Below are 21,058 nucleotides of genomic sequence, written 5' to 3'. Positions count from 1 at the left end.
TTTTCTGGCGCGTATCCTGGTCGATGTGGACTCTGGCGGGCGATCCCATTGGGCACAAGACAATAGCGGTGGCCTTAAAGCCGGCTCTTGTCCCTTGGCGCCCTGCGGACCAGATTGCGCAACGGCTATTCGGCGGTGCGGAATCCGTCTGCGGCCGAAGGATACATCCAATAGATCCTACCCACGCGAAAGGGCGTTAAGGCGCGATGAGTGAACGGATACTGAACGATGACGGCCTGGACCTGCTGTTCCGGGAAGCCCGTACGCACAAGGGGTGGCAGGACCGCGAGGTCAGCGACGTCCTGCTGCAGGCGATCTACGATCTGGCCAAGTGGCCGCCGACCAGCGCCAACTGTCAGCCGATGCGCGTGGTCTTCGCCAAGTCGCAGGACGCCAAGGAAAAGCTGCGCCCCGCGCTGATGCCAGGCAACGTCGACAAGACGATGGCCGCCCCGGTGTGTGCGATCGTCGCGCACGACTTGGAGTTCCACGAGAAGCTGCCGGAGCTGTTCTCCCAGGCGGACGCACGCAGCTGGTTCGCCGGCAAGCCGGACGCGATCCAGGAGAACGCCTTCCGTAACGGCTCGCTGCAGGGCGGGTACTTCATGCTGGCGGCCCGGTCGCTCGGCCTGGACGTCGGTCCGATGAGCGGCTTCGACAAGGATAAGGTCAACCAGGCGTTCTTCCCCGAGGGCAAGTGGCAGGTGAACTTCCTGTGCAACCTCGGCTATGGCGATCCGGCCAAGCTGCCGCCGCGCGACAAGCGGTTGAGCTTCGAGGAGGCCTGCGAGATCCAGTAGCGGGCCGTGAGCCTATCCCTGTGGGGGCACCATCATCGGCTCTGGCAAGACGCTGTCGGAGAATACCGGCAGCCGCTGTCGGGCGTTGAAGAGCTGGTAATGCCACCATTCGTTCTTGAAGAAGTCCCAGCCGGCCGCGGTCATGATGCCGAGCAGCAGGGCGCGGTTGCGTTGCGCCTCGGCCTGGATGTCGATCCGGGCATGGTGGGCCTGTTCGGTGAAGGCGTCGAAACCGGTGCCCATTTCCAGTTCGTTCCCCTGCGCATCGATCAGTGTCAGGTCGACGGCTGCGCCGCGGGAATGCGGGCCGCCGCGGCGCGGGTCGGCGACGAACTCGTCACTCGGATAGGCGTTCCACAGCGCCCACTGCGCTTCCGGCGGCCGGAACGCGTCGAAGATCTTGAAACGGTAGCCCAAGGGTCGGGCCAGCCCGATTGCCCGCTGCAGCAGGTCGGCGGCGATCGGGTGCAGGTAGGCCACGGCGTTGGCGTAGATCGGCGCGCCGGTGACGTTGTCGGCGGTGGCGTAGCGCAGGTCGATCTCGACGTCGAAGTCGGGCGGCGCGATGCGCACGAGCGGCATGACGGCTCCTCATGGATGATAACGGGGGTCGCCGGAGTCGGCTCTGGGGCGATGTACCATGCCGTGCGCGACAAGGCACGGAACGCAGTCGGGAGAAGGACCGCCAGGCGATGAGTGCACGTACGCTGCTGGCCTTCGACACCGCCGGGCGCGGGTGCTCGGCCGCCGTTTGGCGCGACGGGGCTGTGTTGGCCGCCGACCAGGCGGAGATGGCGCGTGGCCAGGCCGAACGGCTGGTGCCGATGATCGAATCGGTGCTGCAGCGTGCGGACGTGGCGCACGCGGACCTGGATGCCGTGGCGGTCACGACCGGGCCCGGGGCCTTCACCGGTGTGCGCATCGGATTGGCGACCGCGCGCGGCTATGCGCTCGCGCTCGGCATCCCGGTGATCGGAATCGGCAGTCTGCGGGCGATTGCCGCCGGCACCGATCCGGCGGAACGTGCCGGTCGGATACTACTGGTGCTGATCGATGCCAAACGAACGGACGTCTATGCCCAGGCATTCCACCCCGACCTGAGCCCGGCAAGCGAGGCGATGGCGAAGACACCGGACGCGCTCGACGCCGCTTTACCGCCGGGTGACCTGCTGTTGGCCGGCGACGGTGGCGCGCAGGCGGCGCTGACCGCGGCTGGGCGGAGGGTGGTCCGTGCCGGCGCGCCGGCCCTGGTCGATCCGGCGGTGTTGGCCCAGCTCGCTGCTTGGGAGCCGGTGCCGTCCCGCGATGCGCCGCCGCGCCCGGTCTACCTGCGCCCGCCGGATGTCACCTGGCCGGCCGGCGCCGGCCCTGCCGCACCTATCGCACACGCGCAGAAGGGATCCGCATGACCCCGTCCAGCGACGACACCACGAACCAGGGCGCCAGCAACCAGGCGGACGGCAACGCCGACACCGGCCGAGAAGTGAGCGACGCCTATATCCAGCCGGCCGGCCGGCTGGACGCACCGGTGATCGCAGCCCTGCAGAACGACGTTTTTCCCGCCGAGCCCTGGTCGGAATCCGATGTGGCCAGTTTGATCCAGGGGCCTGGCGCGATCGCTTTCCTGGCCAACGGACGCGATTTCGGCGAGGTCATGCCGCTTGGCTTCGTGCTTGCCCGGGTCGCCGCGGACGAAGCCGAAATCCTGACGCTGGGCGTGCTCGAGGATGTCCGGCGCAAGGGGTTGGGCCGCCGGCTGGTCGAGTCCGTGGCCGACAAGGCGCGGGCGCAAGGGGCCCAGCGCCTGCATCTGGAAGTCGCCGCGCGCAACACCGCCGCGCGTGATCTCTATGCCAACCGGCAGTTCACCGAAGTCGGTCGGCGGCAGAACTATTACGACGATCATGGCGACGGGCCCGACGACGCGATCCTGCTGAGCCGCGATTTACGCTGAGGCGTTGCGCGCGTTCGGCAGGATTCAAGTAACAGGATATTGTCGGCTCTAACATTCTACTCGTTGTCTGTATGCTCGAACTTGTCGAGTGGCCCGTAAAGCGGACCTTGTCATAACCGGGGTGTCGCTTGGACTTTATCCCGATCTCCTAAATCCAACGCCAGTTTCTGTGATGAAAAGTCGCTGATAAGCGTTTCGCGACGTTCACGCCATATTTTCCTGTTGCTTCGGTAAAAAGGTTTTTTTATAAATCCAAAAAGATAAATCTAAAAGCCGAGGATAGCACATGGCCGACGAGAGCAAATCTAAAGAAATTCTCGACCTCACGACGACCATCGTTTCTGCGCACGTCGCCAATAATGCGGTCGGCGTCGACGATCTGCCCAAGCTAATCCGCGAAGTACATGAGACTTTGGCGCAGGTGGAGCAGGGCCAGGCGGTCCAGCCTGAAAAACCGACCCCGGCAGTGCCGATCAAGAAGTCGATCACACCCGACTACCTGATCTGCCTGGAAGACGGCAAGAAGCTGAAGATGCTGAAGCGTCACCTGAAGACGGCGTACAACATGACGCCGGAAGAATATCGGGAGAAGTGGGGGCTGCAGGCCGACTATCCGATGGTGGCGCCGAACTATGCCAAGCAGCGCAGCCGACTGGCCAAGGAGATCGGTCTGGGCACGCGCGCGCGTCGGGGGTAAGGGGCGTTCGCAAGAACAAGTCCCGGCGTTTTGCGTGAAGGCTTTCAGGGCCACGTGCTTGCGGGCGTGATCAGGCAGACAAAGGTATACGGGCGCGCGGCCGATTATCGGCTGTGCGCCTGTTGCATGTGGGGGCTGACGTCGTTAGGTGCGGCCGCGGGCCCCACGGCCGGACACGATCAGCCATTGCGGTCCCCGGGGGCGAGCGGATACGACAGGCGCGGGCGTAGGCGCGCTGAGATGTGTGCGTTAGACTACTGGCCCGGCGCTCCGGCGCGAAACATCTGGCGGCGACACCGACGACCCAGCGGTTGACCCAGGCCGGCCAGCCTGACGCGGCCGGTGCTAGGGAGAGAGACACCTGCGATGCAGCCCAGTGAACGCAACGAGGCCCGTCCCGTCGACGCGGTCTCGGGCAACCTGCACATCCGCCTGGCGGAAAGCGCGGAGGAGGTGCGCGCCTCTCAGCGCCTGCGCTACCAGGTGTTCTGCGAGGAGATGAAGGCCAAGCCGACGCCCGAGCAGGAACAGGCGGGCCTGGAGTTCGACGGATACGACGCGCATGCCGACCATCTGCTGGTGTTCGACCAGCAGATCGGCGACGGGCCGCGTGCGGTGATCGGAACCTACCGGTTGATGCGCCGTCCGCAGGCGCAGTCCGCAGGGCAGTTCTATACGGTCGACGAGTACGATGTCTCGCCACTCTTGAATACCGAGGGCGAGATCATGGAGTTGGGCCGTTCCTGTGTCGCCGCCGGCTACCGCACCGGGGCGATCATGCAGCTGCTCTGGCGCGGCATCGCGGAATACGTGCTGCACTACGACGTGCGCATCATGTTCGGCTGCGGCTCGATGCACGGCACCGATCCGGACGAGCTGGCGCCGCAACTCTCCTACCTCTATCATAACCATCGAGCCCCGGAAGCGCTGCGCCCGGTTGCGCTCGCCAGCCGCTACGTCGAGATGAACCGCTTGGCTCCGGATGCCTTCAACGCCAAGCGCGCGCTTGCCTCGCTGCCGCCGTTGATCAAGGGCTATCTGCGTCTGGGCGGGTTTGTCGGCGACGGCGCGGTGGTCGATTACGAGTTCAACACCACCGACGTCTGCGTCATCGTCAAGACAGACTTGGTGACCGAGCGTTATGTCCGCCATCTGACCCGCGACGAGTCCGCTCCCCGGACGAGCGGGGAGGACGCCTGAGCGCCACGCCGGGGTCCCGAACGAGTCGCCCATGGCCGAAGTTTCCTTTCAGTCGCCCACCCGCGCGATCGCTCGTCTGATCGCTTATGCGCTGTTCACCCTGGCGCTGATTCCGGTGCAGGCGTTTGCGCTTGTGGTGCACCTGCCGACCGCCAAGCGTTTGCCGACGTGGTATCACAAGCGCTGCCTGCGCCTGCTTGGCCTGAAACTGCGTCGGCACGGCGAGAAGGTGCAGGGTCACCCGGTGCTGTTCGCCGCCAATCACGTCTCCTACCTGGACATCGCTGTCCTGGGCGCGGCGCTACCGCGCGCGTCCTTCGTCGCCAAGGCGGAGGTGCGCGACTGGCCGTTCTTCGGTCTGCTCGCCAAGCTGCAGCGCACGGTGTTCGTCAATCGCGAGGCGCGCCGTCAGACCACCCAGCAGCGCGACGAGATGACCCGCCGGCTGGAAGCGGGCGACGACCTGATCCTGTTTCCCGAGGGTACCAGCGACGACGGCAACCGCGTGCTGCCGTTCAAGAGCGCGCTGTTCTCCGTCGCCGAGAAACGCCCGCACGGCCAGCCGCTGACCGTGCAACCGGTCTCGTTGACCTATACCAAGCTGGACGACCAGCCGATGGGCCGCTACCTGCGCCCGTTCGTCGCCTGGTATGGCGACATGGATATGGCCCCGCACATCTGGGAAGTGCTGGGTCTGGGCACGATCACAGCGGAGGTGGTGTTCCATCCCCCGGTGACGATCGACGACCTGGGCACGCGCAAGGCCCTGGCCCAGGCTTGCCAGGACAAGGTCGCCCGTGGCGTCGCCGAACTGTTGCGCGGCCGCACTGCGGTGTCGGACGACGACGAGCCGGACGACGATGATCACGACCACGATCACGACGACAGCGAGGACGAGCGCCGCGCGGCGGAGTGATTTCTCGTGACGCTGGGGCGCTTCCCCTTCTCGCTTCCCTCTCCGCGAGAGAAGGATGGGCTTGCTGCTGCGATTGCGCCCGTCGGCGTGGCCCTATTCACCGAGACGGACTCGCCTGTCACCGATCGGCGGTGCTAGGGTCCGCTGCACGCAACAGATGTCGATAACGGACCCCGAATGAGCGACACGACGCGCGCGAAGAAGAAGCTCTACATCAAGACCTACGGCTGCCAGATGAACGTTTACGATTCCGCCCGCATGGCGGACGTCCTGGCGCCGCTCGGCTATGCGCCCTCGCAGGCGCCCGAGGATGCGGACATGGTGATCCTGAACACCTGCCACATCCGCGAGAAGGCCGCGGAAAAGGTCTATTCCGAACTGGGCCGGTTGCGCGCCCTGCAGCAGGAACGTCCGGCCGAGGCCGGGCGGCAGCTGATCGCGGTCGCCGGCTGCGTCGCCCAGGCGGAGGGCGAGGAAATCCTCAAGCGCGCGCCGCAGGTCGACATGGTGGTTGGCCCGCAGACCTATCACCGCCTGCCGGAGATGGTCGCCCAGGTGGAGCGCCAGGGCGCCGCTGACGAAAATGGGCGCCGGGGCGTGATGGACACCGATTTCCCGGAAGAAGACAAGTTCGACCGCCTGCCGGAGGAGAGCGCGCCGCAGGGTCCGTCCGCCTTCCTGTCGATCCAGGAAGGGTGCGACAAGTTCTGCACCTTCTGCGTCGTCCCCTATACGCGCGGCGCGGAGTTCTCCCGGCCCGCGTCTCAGGTCATTGCGGAAGCGAAACGGCTGGCCGCGCAGGGCACGCGCGAAGTCACGCTCCTGGGCCAGAACGTCAACGCCTATCACGGCGCAAGCCTGGACGGTCGTGGCGAATGGGGGCTTGGTCGGCTGGTGCGCGAACTGGCGGAGATCGATGGCATCGAGCGCATCCGCTATACCACCAGCCATCCGCTCGACGTCGACGAGGAGCTGATCGCGGCCCACCGCGATGTGCCGCAACTGATGCCGTTCCTGCACCTGCCGGTACAGTCCGGCTCCGACCGCATCCTGAAGGCGATGAACCGCCGGCACAGCGCCGACGACTATCGCCGGATCGTCGGCCGCTTGCGGGAGGCGAACCCGGATCTGGCGATGGCGAGTGACTTCATCGTCGGTTTCCCGGGCGAGACGGCGGACGACCACGCGGCAACGCTGCAACTGATCGCCGACATCGGCTTCGTCCATGCCTATTCCTTCAAATACTCCAGCCGCCCGGGCACGCCGGCCGCCACGATGGGTCAGCCGGTCCCGGAAGCCTTGAAGGACGAACGCCTGCAGATGGTGCAGCAGCTATTGGGCGCGCAGCAGCAGGCCGCCAATGCACGGACGGTCGGCCGCACGTTGCCCGTGCTGCTGGAGCGCAAGGGCAAGCATCCAGGTCAGTTGGTCGGGCGGACGCCCTACATGCAGAGCTTGGCGGTCGAGGCGCCGGACACTCGGATCGGCCGGATCGCCGAGGTCGAGGTGCTGAGCGTGCGCGGCAACAGCTTGCACGGCCGCCTCGCCGAGGCCACCTTGGCAGGTGATACAGGTATGCCGACCACCCCGCGGACCCGGATCGAGGAGAGCACGGCCGTTTGAGCCCCGCGTCTTTTAGCAGTCAGGCCACCCCGGACCAGCCGTTGCAGCTGCAGTTCGACGACAACAGTCTGCTGCCACTGCTGTTTGGTGAGCACGACCAGCATCTCGCTCGGGTCGAGCAACAGCTTAACGTCTCGATCGCCACCCGCGGCAACAAGATCGCCATCACCGGCGATCCCGATGCGGCGGCGGCCGCGGAGCAGACCCTGAATGCGCTTTACCGCCGCCTGGAGAAAGGGATGAGCGTCGATCGGAACGAAGTCGACGCCGCGATCCGCATGTCCGACAGCAGCGCCGATAAGCCCTCCGATCCGCCGGCCGCGCAGCCGGCCCAAGCCAAGCGGGGCGCGACGCAGGTGCATGCCGAGGATCTGGCGATCCGCACCAAGCGCAAGACGATCACCCCGCGCTCCAACCGGCAGGCCAGCTACATCCAGGCGCTGCGCGATCACGACTTGGTGTTCGGCCTGGGTCCGGCGGGGACAGGCAAGACCTATCTGGCCGTCGCGGTCGCGGTGGAGGAACTGCTGCAGGGCCGGGTCGACCGGATCATACTCTCCCGCCCGGCCGTCGAGGCGGGCGAACGGCTCGGCTTTCTGCCGGGCGACCTGCGTGAAAAGGTCGATCCCTACCTGCGTCCGTTGCAGGACGCGCTCTACGAGATGCTGCCGGCGGAGCAGGTGGTGCGCCGCCTGTCCTCGGGCGAGATCGAAGTGGCGCCGCTGGCCTTCATGCGGGGACGCACGCTGTCGAATTCCTTCGTCATCCTGGACGAGGCGCAGAACACGACGGCTGTGCAGATGAAGATGTTCCTGACCCGACTGGGCGAGAACGGCCGGATGGCGATCACCGGCGACCTGTCGCAGGTCGACCTGCCCAAGGGCGAGCCGTCCGGTTTGCGCGATGCCTGCGAGCTTTTGACGGGTATGGAGGGCGTGGGCGTCGTCCGATTCACCGATGCGGACGTGGTGCGCCACCCGCTTGTGACCAAGATCGTCCGCGCCTACGAAGCGCGCGACAAGAACCGCAGCGACCGGCGTCACGATGGCGGCGGCAACGCGGGGTGACCGTGCCGCGGGCAGAGCGGAGGTACCGCGCGCCCCGGCGATCAGCATAGGACAATCACCGGCGACCTGAGATGAGCGAACGACCTAGAAGCTCCCCCACCAGCGCGCCCGGGCCGGAGGCTTCAAGTCCGGGCGCAGAGACGCAAACCGACTCAAGTACCGGCGGGCCGCCGATCCAGCCCGCGCCGCACGCGAACGCCGGCGCCCTGGAGGTGGCGGTCCTGATCCAGGACGACACCTGGATGCATGATGTGCCCGCGGCCGACGCTCTGGCCGAGCGGGCCACCAAAGCGGCCTGGGCAGGCTTGTCCGATGGCGCCCAGGCGTTCGCGCCCGACGGGGCGGAGGTGAGCGTCGTGCTCACCGACGACGCCACGGTGCAGGCGCTGAACCGCGACTACCGCGACCAGGACAAGCCAACCAACGTTCTCTCCTTCGCCAACCTGGAAGACGTCGAAGCCCCCGATTCGCCCGACGGCGAGCCGGTGCTGCTGGGCGACGTGGTGCTGGCGCGCGAGACCGTATTGCGCGAGGCCGACGACCAGGGCAAGGCGACGGGCGATCACCTGAGCCATCTGTGTGTGCACGGCCTGCTGCACTTGCTGGGCTACGACCATATGGCCGCGGCCGAGGCGGAGACGATGGAGGCCTTGGAGCGTCGCGTGCTCGCCGGGCTCGGAATCGCGGATCCCTATGCACTGGCCGCGGAAAGCGCCCAGCCGGGCGAGGCGTCCACGGGAGGTGGGGAATGAGCGACAACGGCTGGAGCACGCCGACCGGCGAGCCGCGCACGGCCAATACGGCTGTGCGTGCCAACGGCCAGGGGCGTCCGGCGCAGACCAAGGCGTCCGAGGAAGGCGAGCAGACGCTGGCGCAACTGATGGGCACCTGGCTGCGTAACCTGGTGCGTCAGCGCGGCGGCGACCATTCTTCCCTGCGGTCGACGATCGAGGAGATCATCGAGGAGAGCGAGCGCGAGGACCAGGAAGGCAGCGCCATCGGCACCCACGAGCGGGTGATGCTGGCGAATATCCTGCATCTGCGTCACCTGACCGCCTACGACGTGATGGTGCCGCGCGCCGACATCCGCGCCGTTCACGTCGACAGTTCGCTCGACGACCTGATCGACGTGATGAGCCAGGGCGGCCACTCGCGCCTGCCGGTCTACCGCGACAGCCTGGACGACGTGATCGGGCTGGTGCACATCAAGGACGTGCTGGCGCACGCCAAGGATGCTGCCGGCTTCAAGCTGTCCCGGATCACCCGGGAGGTGCTGTTCGTCGCCCCATCGATGCCGGTGCTCGACCTGCTTTTGGAGATGCGGCTGTCGCGCGTGCACATGGCGCTGGTGGTTGACGAGTTCGGCGGTATCGACGGTCTGATCACCATCGAGGACCTGGTCGAGGAGATCGTCGGCGAGATCGAGGACGAGCACGACGTCGCCGAGGGTCCCAAGCTGGTCGCCCGGCCCGACGGTTCGCTGGTCGCCGACGCGCGCACCCCGATCGAGGAGTTCGAGGAGCGTGTCGGCGCCATGCTGACCGATGACGAGCGCGAGGAGGACATCGATACGCTGGGCGGGCTGGTGTTCTACATCGCCGGGCGGGTTCCTGGTCGCGGCGAATTGATCGTCCACGACAGCGGCGTTTCCTTCGAGGTGATGGAAGCCGACCCGCGTCGTGTGAAGCGCCTGCGCGTGCGCAACCTCCCGCCCTGGCATGTCTCCAGCGAGGATGCGGAGGGGTAGGCCACGGACCGCTCGATGGTCTAAACCGCCTGTACGACCGGTTCGGCAAGCTGTCTTGTCGAGCTCTCTTCCCTCACATGGAGGCGGGGCACGGACAGTATTCCAGGCCTGTACCCCATTCATGCAGATCAAAGAGCGCCCATGACCGCTGCCGACACCCGGGAGCCGACCCTCGATGCGCCGCTGGCGCGCCTGGCTGGGCGCACGGCGCAGCTAACCGGCTGGCGCCGACTCGCCTTGGCGGCCCTGCTGGGGGCTTCGACCGCGCTCGCCCTGCCGCCGGTCTATCTGGTTCCGTTGCTGGTGCCTGCGGTGGTTGGCCTTTTATGGCTGACCAGCGGGACGACGCGCGTGCGCGCGGCTTTCTGGGTCGGCTGGGCGTTCGGCCTGGGGCACTTCGCCGCCGGGCTTTACTGGATCGGCATTGCTTTTTTCGTCGATGCCGCGCGCTATGCCTGGATGATGCCGTTCGCCGTGCTGGGGCTCGCGGCGGGCTTGGCGATCTACAAGGGGCTGATGCTGGCCGCCTTGCGGGCCCTGCCGTTGTGGGACCGTCCGTCGGGTACGGCGCAAGGGGTCGCGCGCGTCCTGGCGCTGGCGGCGGTTTGGACGCTTGCGGAATGGCTGCGCGGGCAGCTCTTGACCGGCTTCCCTTGGAACCTAGCGGCGACCGTCTGGGGGTTCTGGCCGGCTGCGCAGCAGGCCGCCGCGTTGATCGGGGCCTGGGGACTCAGCCTGCTGACCGTGCTCGCGGCCGGCCTGCCGGCGCTGCTGGGCTGGGCCGGCGGCCGACGGGGCGCCTGGGCCAGCGTGGCGGCGGCGCTGGGGATCATCGTCCTGCTCGGCGGGGGCGGGATCTTGCGCCTGCAGGCCGCACCGCCGCCGGGGGCGCAGGTCCACGACGGCATTCGCCTGCGCTTGGTCCAGCCTGGGATTCCCCAGCACCTGAAATGGCGGGACGACCTGCGCCTGGCGCACGTGCGCAAGCACATCGACCTGTCGCGGCGCGCGGGCTTCGACAGCCGCACGCATGTGATCTGGCCGGAAACGGCTGTGCCCTACTTCCTGTCGCGCCAGCCCGAGCTGCGCAGACTGCTCGCCCGCGCCGCGCCGGAGGGGGGCGCGCTGCTTACCGGCGCGCCAAGGGTTACGCAGCAGGACGACCGTCGGGTCTACCACAATAGCCTGCTCGCCCTTGGCGCCGATGGCCGGGAGTTGGCGGCGTACGACAAGGTGCATCTGGTGCCGTTCGGCGAGTATGTGCCGTTGCGCCAGTACCTGCCGTTTCCGAAGCTGACCCAAGGGTCGACCGACTTCACCCCGGGCCGCCGGAAGACCACGCTCGACATACCAAGTCTGCCGCCCTTTTCGGCCTTGATCTGCTATGAAGTGATCTTCCCGCAGGAGGTGACGACGTCGGGCACACAGCCGGCGTGGTTGCTGAACATCACCAATGATGCCTGGTTCGGCGTTTCCTCCGGCCCCTACCAGCACCTCGCGAGTGCCCGGCTGCGCGCGATCGAGCAGGGCTTGCCGCTGGTGCGTGCGGCGAATACCGGCATTTCCGTGATCGTCGATCCCTGGGGCCGGACACTGCGGCAACTGGGTCTGCAAAAAGTAGGTATTTTGGACGGACCGTTGCCTCAAGCAATCGCTGGGGGAACGTTCTATGCGCGTTTCGGTGATTTGATTGCGGGTTTTCTCGTCCTGATCGTTTTGGGTATCGCATTGCTTTTGCGTCGCTTCTGAGATTTCGCGCGCGCTAGGCTCGCGTTTATCAAGTGATTGCCCGCTAAACGTGTACCATCGTATTCCTGTACATGCTTGAGACCGTCACGTACTATAACGCCGTGTAGTGGGGATTGCGGGGCCTCATTCCTTTGTTGACCGCATACTGGTGTGTGAATAGAAGAACGGCCCAACGATCCGTTCCCGGCGTTGGGAGAAAAAGGACGCATGACCGGCGGCGAAAAACCGACTTACGGGCGTGGCTCTGGCCAACCTAATCCGATCGATGTGCATGTGGGCAGCCGCGTGCGATTGCGCCGGACCCTTCTGGGAATGAGCCAGGAAAAGCTGGGCGAAGCGATCGGTCTGACTTTCCAGCAGGTTCAGAAATACGAGCGTGGCGCAAACCGTATCGGTGCCAGCCGGTTGTACGATCTCGCGCGCGTGCTCGACGTGCCGGTTTCCTTTTTTTACGAGGAAATGAGCCCGGAGACGAAAGAGCGCTCCCCCGCGCTGGCCCAAGGCCTTTACGAGGAACCGGAGCCCTACGAGCCGGACCCGATGGCCAAGCGCGAGACGCTTGAACTCGTGCGTGCTTACTACCGCATCGCCGATCCACACGTCCGCAAGCGCCTGTTCGACCTGACCAAGACCCTGGCCGTGCACGGCGAGGATGAGGACGAGGCCGAGCCTACGCGGGACGAGCACGCCGGCTGAGACTCCTCCGCTCATCGTCATCCGGATTTCGAAAGCTGACCTGCGTCCGTGGGCGCCCGGCGTTTGGCCCGCACGCTTCCCCGTTTACGCGCTTGACCCAGCGGGCATGGCGCGGCAACTGTTTGCCGCGCTGCGGTTCACCTGATCCGCGACCCGCTTAACCGACCGATCGGCCGGTTCCGCCCCTCCAGTCCAATCTCCGGAGCGTATCAGCGTGCGACGCGATAGTTACCTCTTCACCAGTGAGTCCGTCTCCGAAGGCCACCCGGACAAGGTCTGCGACCGGATTTCCGATGCCATCGTCGATACCTTCCTGTCGCACGACGCGAATTCGCGCTGCGCGGTCGAGACGCTGGCCACCACCAACCGGATCATCCTGGCCGGCGAGACGCGCGGTCCGGCATCGGTCACCGGCGATCTGCTGGAAGAGGTTGCGCGCCGGGCGGTCCGCGAGATCGGCTACGAGCAGGACGGCTTCCACTGGAACACGGCTGCTTTCGAGAACCACCTGCACGAGCAGTCCGCCGACATCGCCCAAGGCGTTGACGCCGGTGAGGACAAGGACGAAGGCGCTGGCGACCAGGGTATCATGTTCGGTTTTGCGTGCGACGAGACGCCGGATCTGATGCCCGCGCCGATCTACTACGCCCACAACATCCTGCAATCGCTCGCCGAGGCGCGTCATTCCGGCGCCGAGCCGGAGCTGCAGCCCGACGCGAAGAGCCAGATCACCCTGGAATATCGCGCGGGCGAACCGGTGCGCGCGACCAGCGTGGTGGTCTCCACCCAGCACAGCGAGGCGGCGAGCAGCGAGCAGGTCCGTGAGTTGGTGCGTCCGCACGTCACCAACGTGCTGCCCGACGGCTGGATGTGCCCGGAGGAAGAGTTCTACGTGAACCCGACCGGGCGCTTCGTGATCGGCGGTCCGGACGGCGACGCCGGTCTTACGGGACGCAAGATCATCGTCGACACCTATGGGGGCGCGGCGCCGCACGGCGGCGGCGCCTTCTCCGGCAAGGATCCGTCGAAGGTCGACCGCTCGGCCGCGTACGCGGGCCGTTACCTGGCGAAGAACGTGGTCGCCGCCGGGTTGGCGCGGCGCTGCACGATTCAGCTGTCCTACGCCATCGGCATCGCCAAGCCGCTCAGCGTCTACATCGACACCCATGGCACCGGCGAGGTCGACACCGACAAGCTGGCCGGCGTGCTGCGGGAGCTGATGGACCTGTCGCCGCGCGGCATCCGCACTCACCTCAAGCTGAACCGGCCGATCTACGCCCGCACCGCGGCCTACGGCCACTTCGGTCGGCATCCGGACGGCGATGGCGGTTTCTCGTGGGAGAAGCTCGACCTCGTCGACGATCTGAAGAACGCCTACAACATCAAGTAGCGTTCGCTCTGACCGCCCAGCGGCGGGGTCCCTTCGCCATTGGGCGAAGACCTGGGTCTCGCCGCTGCACGTGTTTGCTTCCCTCGATGCCGTCTGCGAGCTATGCGCCAACCTCCGCCGCAGGATGATCGCCCGCACCGGGAATTGCACGGCCGGCACAAGAGCCGGCCGCTGCGCCCGGCCCAGCAGCAGGTCATGGAGGCACTGCTGCCGCGCCTGCGGGTCGACCTGCCGAAAAGCGGTCCGCTCGACCCGCACGCTTTGTTCGCGTGCGACATCCAGGAAATCTGGCTCGAGGTGGGCTTTGGCGCCGGCGAGCATCTGGCCTGGCAGGCCGCGCACCATCCCGAGGTCGGCCTGATCGGGGCGGAACACTTCCGCGACGGTATCGCCCGGCTGCTGCGCCAGGTCGATCGCGAGGGGCTGACGCGCAACCTCCGGGTCTATCCGGATGACGGGCGCGACCTGCTGGATGTCCTGCCGCAAGCCAGCCTGTCCCGGGCGTTCGTCCTGTTTCCCGACCCCTGGCCCAAGCGCAGGCACCATAAGCGTCGTTTCGTCCAGCAGGCGCAGCTGGACCAGTTGGCCTATGTGCTGGCCGATGGTGGCGAACTGCGTCTGGCGACCGACGATCCGGACTATCAGCGTTGGATGTTGATCGAGTTGGAACGCCATGGGGCGTTCGACTGGACCGCGGCATGTGCGGCGGATTGGCGCCGGCGCCCGGACGATTGGCCGGGCACCCGGTACGAGCAGAAGGCGATCGAGGCCGGCCGGCAGCCGATCTTCCTGTCCTATCGCCGGCGGCCCCGGACAGCCTGAGACCCAGCTTGATATCCCGTTACGGGGCTTGCTCCTGCCAGCCGTGGTCGCGCGCCAAAGCGAATGCGCGCGCAGCCAAGGGATAATGACGACTTCCGGCCGCACGGGACTTGCGAGCGGGCCGGTCGCGCGCTATTTTACAAACTGTCATAGTTCGGTTGGCAGCGTTCGACGCCGCCGACCGGGCCGCCGAAGGGCGGGCCTGATGGCCCGCTTTTTTGTTATCGGCCATCGGACTCATGACAACCGGACAAGGTCGGCGCGCCGAGCCGTGAGAGGCTTGGGCGTGCCGATTGCCACCAGCAGGCATGAAGGACGCACCCGCGAGGGGGGCATGGCCGACGACGCCCAGACCAAGGATCCGCAGAGCCCGCCGGAGACGGTCGGTGCCCAGCCCGCGCAGCAGACCGAGCCGCGCAAGACCGCGACCGGCAAGGCCGCGGAGATCGAGGCGCTGGTCGAGCCGACGCTGGAGGCGATGGGCTTCCGGGTGGTGCGCACCATCCTGACCGGGCAGGGCGACGATGCGCGCCTGCAGGTCATGGTCGAGCCGGCGGACGGCTCGATCATCGACGTCGAGGACTGCGCGGATTGCAGCCAGGCGATCGAGGCGATCCTGGACGTCGAGGACCCGTTGCCAAGCGGCTACAACTTGGAGGTCTCCTCCCCCGGCATGGACCGGCCGTTGACCCGATTGAGCGACTTCGACCGCTTCGCCGGCTTCACCGCCAAGGTCGAGCTGGTCGAGCCGTTCGAGGGCCGGCGCCGCCTGAAAGGCGAGCTGCTCGGCGTGGTTGACGGCGAGCTGTCGATGGAAGTCGATGGCCTGGAATGGCGGATCGGCTTCGACGAGATCGATAAGGCGAAGCTGGTTTTGACCGACGAGATGCTGAAGCAGGCCCAGAAGGCCGCCAAGCAGGAAGAGAAACAGGCGAAGAAGGCCCGGCGCGGTAAGTCCTGAGCCTTCCTCGAAAACCGCACGACCACAATTGGACGGCTGCCGATCCTGCACACGACGGCGGCCAAGCAGGCGAGAACGAGAGCGACGATGGATACGGCAACGGCCTTTAAGACGGAAATGCTGCAGGTGGCCGATGCGGTCGCCCGGGAGAAGGGGATCGACCGCGAAGAGGTCCTGCTGGCAATGGAGTCGGCCATCTCCAAGGCCGGCCGCGCCAAATACGGCCACGAGCACGATATCCGCGCGGAGATCGACCGCAGGAGCGGCGAGATCAAGCTGCGCCGGTACCGCGAGGTCGTAGAGAGCGCGGCGGATATCGAGGACGAGCATACCCAACTGCCGCTCGACCACGCCAAGGTGCAGGACCCGAACATCCAGGTCGGCGAGCACGTCGTCGAGGAACTGCCGCCGATCGATTTGGGGCGGATCGCTGCACAGACGGCCAAGCAGGTGATCGTCCAGCAGGTTCGCGACGCCGAGCGCCAGCGGCAGTACGAGGAGTACAAGGACCGCGTCGGCGAGGTCGTCAACGGCATCGTCAAGCGGGTCGAGTTCGGCAACGTCTATGTCGACCTGGGCCGCGCCGAGGCGATCATGCGCCGGGATGAATCGCTGCCGCGTGAAACCTACCGCACCGGCGACCGCATCCGTGCCTACATCTACGATGTGCGCGAGGAGCCGCGCGGCCCGCAGATCTTCCTGTCGCGCAGCCACCCGCAGTTCATGGCGAACCTGTTCCGCCAGGAAGTGCCGGAGATCTACGACGGCATCATTGAGATCAAGTCGGTGGCGCGCGATCCGGGCTCCCGGGCGAAGATCGGTGTGCTCAGCCACGACAGCTCGATCGATCCGGTGGGCGCGTGCGTGGGCATGCGCGGCAGCCGGGTGCAGGCCGTGGTCGGCGAGCTGCAGGGCGAGAAGATCGACATCATCCCCTGGTCGGAAGAGCCGGCGACCTTCGTCGTCAACGCGCTCGCCCCGGCTGAGGTGAGCAAGGTGGTGCTGGACGAGGACCAGGGCCGGATCGAGGTCGTGGTGCCCGACGACCAGCTGTCGCTCGGCATCGGTCGGCGCGGGCAGAACGTGCGCTTGGCCAGCCAGTTGACCGGTTGGGACATCGACATCCTGACCGAGGACGAGGAGTCTCGCCGGCGTTCCGAGGAATTCCGTCAGCGCAGCCAGATGTTCATCGATGCGCTGGACGTCGACGACGTGATCGCCCATCTCCTGGTGGCTGAGGGCTTCACGGCGATCGACCAGGTTGCCTACGTCCCGATCGAGGACCTGACCGAGATCGAGGGCTTCGACGAGGAGGTCGCCGAGGAGCTGCGCAACCGCGCGCAATCCTACCTGGAAGAGCGCGAAAGTGAGCTGACCGACCGGCGCCGGGAGCTCGGCGTCAGCGACGCGCTGGCGGAGATGGAGCAGCTGACCGGCAACATGCTGGTCAAGCTGGGCGAGAACGGCATCAAGACGCGTGACGATCTGGCCGATCTTGCCAGCGACGAGCTGGTCGAGATGCTGGGCGACGAGGCCCCGAGCGAGGACGACGCCGGTCAGATCATCATGGCCGCCCGCGCCCACTGGTTCGAGGGCGGAGACGCCCCGGCGACGGAGGGCAGCTAGCTGCCTCTCGTCGGCGCGCCGGCCAACAAACCCGTCTGTGGGAGATCGCGAGCGACGTGAGCGCGCAACCGACGGGCGGGCGACCGCAGACCGACGGGACGGACCGTGCCGCGGCCGAGGACTCGGCGACGGCACCGCAGCCAAAGGGGCCACAGCGGCGCTGTATCGCCAGCGGCGAGGTCGACGACAAGGCCCGGCTGCTGCGCTTCGGCGTGGGACCGGACGGGCAGATCGTCCCCGACCCCGGGGAGGACTTGCCCGGACGCGGTTTGTGGTTACGCCCGCGACCGGATATGATAGACAAGGCGCGCCGGAAACGGCTGTTCGCCCGCGCTGCGCGCGCCCAGGTCACCGTCCCCGACGACTTGGCCGACCAAGTCGCGCATCTGCTGCGTCGGCGCTGCCTGGACCGGATCGGTTTGGCTCGCGCGGCGGGCGATGTCGTGGCCGGTTTCGAGAAGGTGCGCACCCTGCTGAAGCGCGACGCGGCCGGCGTGCTGCTGCAGGCGGCCGACACGGCCGCCGACAGCCGTGACAAGGTGCGCCGGGTGGCTGTGGCGGTGCGTCCGGACCTGCCGGTGATCGAGGGGTTCGACTCCGCCGAGTTGGGCCGGATGATCGGCCGCGAGCGCAGTATGCATCTGGCCTTGCGCCGGGGCGGTCATGCCGACCGGCTGCTGCTCGACGCTTGGCGCTACCAGGCGTTCGCGCCGGCCCCGTTCGCGCTGGACCGTGCTGACGATGCGGCGTCAAGCGTCGATCGCGCATGTGGCAGCGACGGGCCGTCGGGCGCGCCTCGGGACGTGGAAGCCGCGCGCGGGACGAACGGGCCTTAACGGGTCAGGCACGCACGAGACGCCGGCAACCAGGCCGGCGGGACACACGAACAAGCTCACCAGACGAGCGCCGGAGCGATATGACGACGAACAGTGACGACGGCGACGACAACAAGAAACTGAAGCTCAAGAAGCCCGGCAAGCTCGAGCTGTCCAAGACGGTCGAGCAAGGCCAGGTGAAGCAGAGCTTCAGTCACGGCCGCTCCAAGCAGGTCTCGGTCGAGGTCAAGCGCAAGCGCACCTATCAGCGCGGCGAAAGCGGCCGCATGACCGAAGTCCAGCAGGGCAGTGGCCAGCAGGAAGCCGAGAAAGCTTTCCAGCAGCCGACCGGCCAGCAGGCTCCCAGCGGGCAGCGTCAGCAGCCCGCGCAGGCGAAGAGCCAGCCGCAGCAGCCGGCCGAGTCCCGCAGTACGCCGGAAGAGCAGGCGACCCGGACCCTGGAGCGCGAGCAGCAGCGCACCGGCCGCACGCTGACCGAGAGCGAGCGCCAAGCGCGTCTGCGCGCCTTGGAACAGGCGGAGCGTGACCGCGAGGAGCGGGAGCGCAAGCGTCAGGAAGAAGAGGAGCGCCGGCGCCGCCAGGCCGAGGAAGAGGCTCAGCGCCGCGAGGAAGAAGAGAAGCGCCGCCAGGCCGAGGAGGAGGCGCGCAAGCAGCTCGAGGCCGAGGAGGCCGAGCGCCAGCGCCAGAAGGAGGCCGAGGAAGCGGCCCAGCAGACGCCCCAGGACACGGGCGCGGACGCGCCAGCCGCGGCCGACTCTCAGCCGGCCGCGGAGGCGGAACCCGAAGCCGCGCCCGTGCCCGAGTCGGAGGAGACGGCCGACGCCAGGGCCAAGCGCAAGGCGAAGGAAGCGCGCGACAAGGACGATGCCGCGGCCGAGGAAGCCGGCGGTCGGGTCAAGCGCGCCAAGGGCGGCGAGAAGAAGCCCGGCGGCGGTGGCCGTAACAAAGGCGGCGACGACCGTCGGCGCGGCCGTTTGACCATCAGTCAGGCGTTGGAAGGCGGCGAGGGGAATCGGTCCCGCTCGCAGGCGCAGCTCAAGCGCCAGCGCCAACGCCAGAAGCAGCAACAGAGCCAGCAGCCCCCGAAGAAGGTCGTGCGCGAAGTACAGATTCCAGACGTCATCACCGTGGGCGAGCTGGCCAACCGTATGGCCGAGCGCAGCGGCGACGTGATCAAGCAGCTGATGCAGCTCGGCACGATGGCGACGATCAACCAGTCGATCGATCCCGAAACCGCCGAGCTGATCGTCCAGGAATTCGGCCACACGCCCAAGCGCGTGTCCGATGCCGATGTCGAGGACGTCCTGCACACGGAAGAGGACCGCGAGGAAGACCTCAAGCCGAGGGCCCCCGTGGTCACGGTCATGGGCCACGTCGACCACGGCAAGACCTCGCTGCTCGACGCGTTGCGCAAGACCGACGTGGTTGCGGGCGAGGCCGGCGGCATCACCCAGCACATCGGCGCGTATCAGGTCGTGCTGTCCGGCGGCGCCGGGATCACCTTCCTGGATACGCCGGGCCACGCGGCGTTCACGCAGATGCGCTCGCGCGGGGCGGACGTCACCGACATCGTCGTACTGGTGGTCGCCGCGGACGACAGCGTGAAGGACCAGACGGTCGAGGCGATCAACCACGCCAAGGCGGCCGAGAAGCCGATCGTCGTGGCGATCAACAAGTGCGACAAGCCCGAGGCGAACCCGGACAAGGTCCGCCAGGAGCTGTTGAACTACGAGATCGTCACCGAGGACATGGGCGGCGAAACCCAGGCGATCGAAGTGTCCGCCACCACCCGCGAGGGTCTGGATCAGCTGGAAGAGGCGATTCTGCTGCAGGCGGAAATCCTGGAGCTGAAGGCCAACCCCGACCGCGCCGCCGAAGGCGTCGTCGTCGAGGCCAAGCTGGAGAAGGGCCGCGGTCCGGTCGCCACCATCCTGGTGCAGCGCGGCACGCTCAAGAAGGGCGACAACTTCGTCGCCGGCGCCGAGTGGGGCCGCGTGCGCGCCCTGGTCAACGACCGCGGCGAGAACGTCAACAGCGCCGGCCCGTCGATCCCGGTCGAGCTCTTGGGCCTGCAGGGCACGCCCAAGGCCGGTGACGAGGTGATCGTCGTCGACAACGAGCAGCGGGCTCGCGAGATTTCCGAGTATCGCCAGGAGCGTCAGCGCGAGAAGGAGGTTGCCGCCTCCGGCCGGGCGTCGCTGGAGACGATGCTCAGCCAGATCAAGGAAGGCCAGGCGAGCGAGCTGCCGGTCGTGATCAAGGCCGACGTCCAGGGCTCGCTGGAGGCGATCCAGGGCGCGCTCGGCCAGATCGGCAACGACGAGGTTCAGCCGAACATCCTGCACCACGGCGTGGGTGGCATTAACGAAAGCGACGTCACGCTCGCCGGCGCGTCCGGCGCGGTGATCATCGCCTTCAACGTGCGCGCCAACGGCAAGGCCCGCGAGATGGCCAAGCAGGAAGGCGTGAACATCCGCTACTACTCGGTCATCTACAACCTGATCGACGACGTGAAGCAGGCCCTGCAGGGCATGCTTTCGCCGGAAGCGCGCGAGGAGTTCATCGGCTACGCCGAGATCCGGCAGGTGTTCAGCGTCACCAAGGTCGGCAAGGTGGCCGGCTGCCGTGTCACCGAAGGTGTGGTCAAGCGGGGCGCCGGTGTGCGTCTGCTGCGCGACAACCGGGTGATCTACGAAGGCAACCTGAAGACCTTGAAGCGCTTCAAGGACGAGGTGCGCGAGGTCAAAGACGGCTACGAGTGCGGTATCTCGCTGGAGAACTGGGAAGATATCCAGGAAGGCGACGTGCTCGAATGCTACGAGGTCAAGGAGGTGCAGCGGACGCTGTAACGCGGGCCGCTCGCCTCGCCTCGCCTCGACGTCCGGCCGCGTACGGCCGATAGGCAGTTTTCAACACGACCGACGCCGTTCGCCAGCACCAGCCCCCTGATGTGGGGCGGGTGCCGGCGGCGTTG

19 protein-coding genes are annotated in these 21,058 nt (G+C 67.0%); 18 read left to right on the top strand and 1 reads right to left on the bottom strand.

All coding sequences use genetic code 11. From position 1 onward, the window contains the following. Positions 1-206 precede the first annotated feature (206 nt). Positions 207-800 (top strand): malonic semialdehyde reductase, encoded by a 594-nt coding sequence (locus tag RHOSA_RS0101340; protein WP_027287270.1) that lies wholly within the window; start codon positions 207-209, stop codon positions 798-800. Between the two features lie 12 nt (positions 801-812). Here the strand turns inward: RHOSA_RS0101340 and ddpX are convergent, their stop codons facing one another. Next, positions 813-1,382: a D-alanyl-D-alanine dipeptidase gene (gene ddpX / locus RHOSA_RS0101335; protein ID WP_037255480.1), complete on the bottom strand. Its 570-nt coding sequence runs from the start codon at positions 1,380-1,382 to the stop codon at positions 813-815. A gap of 110 nt (positions 1,383-1,492) precedes the next feature. Between ddpX and tsaB the strand changes: the two genes are divergently transcribed. From tsaB to infB, 17 genes are all read left to right on the top strand, one after another. Next, positions 1,493-2,209 carry a tRNA (adenosine(37)-N6)-threonylcarbamoyltransferase complex dimerization subunit type 1 TsaB gene (gene tsaB, locus RHOSA_RS19660; protein WP_051431681.1) on the top strand — a complete coding sequence of 239 codons (717 nt, stop codon included), beginning with the start codon at positions 1,493-1,495 and terminating at the stop codon, positions 2,207-2,209. After that, a complete protein-coding gene (locus tag RHOSA_RS0101325) occupies positions 2,206-2,754 on the top strand; it encodes a GNAT family N-acetyltransferase (RefSeq protein ID WP_081728361.1) in 549 nt (182 codons plus the stop codon). Before tsaB ends, RHOSA_RS0101325 begins: the two co-directional genes overlap by 4 nt. A gap of 286 nt (positions 2,755-3,040) precedes the next feature. Beyond that, a complete protein-coding gene (locus tag RHOSA_RS0101320) occupies positions 3,041-3,451 on the top strand; it encodes a Ros/MucR family transcriptional regulator (RefSeq protein ID WP_027287267.1) in 411 nt (136 codons plus the stop codon). Positions 3,452-3,817: 366 nt separating this feature from the next. After that, the gene (locus RHOSA_RS19655; RefSeq protein WP_051431680.1) at positions 3,818-4,651 is read left to right on the top strand and encodes a GNAT family N-acetyltransferase; all 834 of its coding nucleotides are present in this window, start codon (positions 3,818-3,820) and stop codon (positions 4,649-4,651) included. 31 nt (positions 4,652-4,682) lie between these two features. Continuing rightward, on the top strand, positions 4,683-5,567 hold the full coding sequence (locus RHOSA_RS19650) for a lysophospholipid acyltransferase family protein (RefSeq protein ID WP_081728360.1): 885 nt from the start codon (positions 4,683-4,685) through the stop codon (positions 5,565-5,567). 177 nt (positions 5,568-5,744) lie between these two features. After that, positions 5,745-7,190: a tRNA (N6-isopentenyl adenosine(37)-C2)-methylthiotransferase MiaB gene (gene miaB, locus RHOSA_RS0101305; RefSeq protein WP_051431679.1), complete on the top strand. Its 1,446-nt coding sequence runs from the start codon at positions 5,745-5,747 to the stop codon at positions 7,188-7,190. After that, positions 7,187-8,257 carry a PhoH family protein gene (locus tag RHOSA_RS0101300; RefSeq protein WP_037255476.1) on the top strand — a complete coding sequence of 357 codons (1,071 nt, stop codon included), beginning with the start codon at positions 7,187-7,189 and terminating at the stop codon, positions 8,255-8,257. Before miaB ends, RHOSA_RS0101300 begins: the two co-directional genes overlap by 4 nt. A gap of 242 nt (positions 8,258-8,499) precedes the next feature. Then, positions 8,500-9,009, top strand: a complete 510-nt coding sequence (gene ybeY / locus RHOSA_RS0101295) for an rRNA maturation RNase YbeY (RefSeq protein ID WP_051432388.1) — start codon at positions 8,500-8,502, stop codon at positions 9,007-9,009. A 128-nt stretch (positions 9,010-9,137) separates the two neighbouring features. Beyond that, positions 9,138-10,004 carry a hemolysin family protein gene (locus tag RHOSA_RS0101290; RefSeq protein WP_051432387.1) on the top strand — a complete coding sequence of 289 codons (867 nt, stop codon included), beginning with the start codon at positions 9,138-9,140 and terminating at the stop codon, positions 10,002-10,004. Between the two features lie 141 nt (positions 10,005-10,145). Then, positions 10,146-11,753 (top strand): apolipoprotein N-acyltransferase, encoded by a 1,608-nt coding sequence (lnt, locus tag RHOSA_RS0101285; protein ID WP_027287262.1) that lies wholly within the window; start codon positions 10,146-10,148, stop codon positions 11,751-11,753. 207 nt (positions 11,754-11,960) lie between these two features. Further along, on the top strand, positions 11,961-12,449 hold the full coding sequence (locus tag RHOSA_RS0101280; RefSeq protein ID WP_037255470.1) for a helix-turn-helix domain-containing protein: 489 nt from the start codon (positions 11,961-11,963) through the stop codon (positions 12,447-12,449). Positions 12,450-12,663: 214 nt separating this feature from the next. Further along, positions 12,664-13,839 carry a methionine adenosyltransferase gene (gene metK / locus RHOSA_RS0101275; protein WP_027287260.1) on the top strand — a complete coding sequence of 392 codons (1,176 nt, stop codon included), beginning with the start codon at positions 12,664-12,666 and terminating at the stop codon, positions 13,837-13,839. 102 nt (positions 13,840-13,941) lie between these two features. Then, positions 13,942-14,661, top strand: a complete 720-nt coding sequence (gene trmB / locus RHOSA_RS0101270) for a tRNA (guanosine(46)-N7)-methyltransferase TrmB (protein ID WP_027287259.1) — start codon at positions 13,942-13,944, stop codon at positions 14,659-14,661. 334 nt (positions 14,662-14,995) lie between these two features. Further along, the gene (rimP, locus tag RHOSA_RS19645) at positions 14,996-15,622 is read left to right on the top strand and encodes a ribosome maturation factor RimP (RefSeq protein ID WP_081728359.1); all 627 of its coding nucleotides are present in this window, start codon (positions 14,996-14,998) and stop codon (positions 15,620-15,622) included. Positions 15,623-15,709: 87 nt separating this feature from the next. After that, positions 15,710-17,248: a transcription termination factor NusA gene (gene nusA, locus RHOSA_RS0101260; RefSeq protein WP_027287258.1), complete on the top strand. Its 1,539-nt coding sequence runs from the start codon at positions 15,710-15,712 to the stop codon at positions 17,246-17,248. Positions 17,249-17,304: 56 nt separating this feature from the next. After that, complete coding sequence (locus RHOSA_RS19640) at positions 17,305-18,084, top strand: RNA-binding protein (RefSeq protein ID WP_081728358.1); 780 nt, start codon at positions 17,305-17,307, stop codon at positions 18,082-18,084. Positions 18,085-18,164: 80 nt separating this feature from the next. After that, positions 18,165-20,933, top strand: coding sequence for a translation initiation factor IF-2 (gene infB / locus RHOSA_RS0101250; protein ID WP_027287257.1), 2,769 nt, complete (start codon positions 18,165-18,167; stop codon positions 20,931-20,933). Positions 20,934-21,058 lie beyond the last annotated feature (125 nt).

It is taken from the genome of Rhodovibrio salinarum DSM 9154, assembly GCF_000515255.1.
Classification (GTDB): domain Bacteria; phylum Pseudomonadota; class Alphaproteobacteria; order Kiloniellales; family Rhodovibrionaceae; genus Rhodovibrio; species Rhodovibrio salinarum.
The sequence above is the reverse complement of the archived record's forward strand: the minus strand, read 5'-3'. Positions and strand labels throughout refer to the sequence as shown.

Excerpts from the sequence above, each read along its gene's own strand:
- infB (WP_027287257.1), top strand. The coding sequence starts at position 18,165 with ATGACGACGAACAGTGACGACGGCGACGACAACAAGAAACTGAAGCTC.
- RHOSA_RS0101325 (WP_081728361.1), top strand. The coding sequence starts at position 2,206 with ATGACCCCGTCCAGCGACGACACCACGAACCAGGGCGCCAGCAACCAG.
- rimP (WP_081728359.1), top strand. The coding sequence starts at position 14,996 with ATGGCCGACGACGCCCAGACCAAGGATCCGCAGAGCCCGCCGGAGACG.
- tsaB (WP_051431681.1), top strand. The coding sequence starts at position 1,493 with ATGAGTGCACGTACGCTGCTGGCCTTCGACACCGCCGGGCGCGGGTGC.
- lnt (WP_027287262.1), top strand. The coding sequence starts at position 10,146 with ATGACCGCTGCCGACACCCGGGAGCCGACCCTCGATGCGCCGCTGGCG.
- ybeY (WP_051432388.1), top strand. The coding sequence starts at position 8,500 with ATGCATGATGTGCCCGCGGCCGACGCTCTGGCCGAGCGGGCCACCAAA.
- RHOSA_RS0101290 (WP_051432387.1), top strand. The coding sequence starts at position 9,138 with ATGGGCACCTGGCTGCGTAACCTGGTGCGTCAGCGCGGCGGCGACCAT.
- trmB (WP_027287259.1), top strand. The coding sequence starts at position 13,942 with ATGCGCCAACCTCCGCCGCAGGATGATCGCCCGCACCGGGAATTGCAC.
- RHOSA_RS19655 (WP_051431680.1), top strand. The coding sequence starts at position 3,818 with ATGCAGCCCAGTGAACGCAACGAGGCCCGTCCCGTCGACGCGGTCTCG.
- RHOSA_RS19650 (WP_081728360.1), top strand. The coding sequence starts at position 4,683 with ATGGCCGAAGTTTCCTTTCAGTCGCCCACCCGCGCGATCGCTCGTCTG.
- RHOSA_RS0101340 (WP_027287270.1), top strand. The coding sequence starts at position 207 with ATGAGTGAACGGATACTGAACGATGACGGCCTGGACCTGCTGTTCCGG.
- ddpX (WP_037255480.1), bottom strand. The coding sequence starts at position 1,382 with ATGCCGCTCGTGCGCATCGCGCCGCCCGACTTCGACGTCGAGATCGAC.
- RHOSA_RS0101280 (WP_037255470.1), top strand. The coding sequence starts at position 11,961 with ATGACCGGCGGCGAAAAACCGACTTACGGGCGTGGCTCTGGCCAACCT.
- RHOSA_RS0101320 (WP_027287267.1), top strand. The coding sequence starts at position 3,041 with ATGGCCGACGAGAGCAAATCTAAAGAAATTCTCGACCTCACGACGACC.
- miaB (WP_051431679.1), top strand. The coding sequence starts at position 5,745 with ATGAGCGACACGACGCGCGCGAAGAAGAAGCTCTACATCAAGACCTAC.
- nusA (WP_027287258.1), top strand. The coding sequence starts at position 15,710 with ATGGATACGGCAACGGCCTTTAAGACGGAAATGCTGCAGGTGGCCGAT.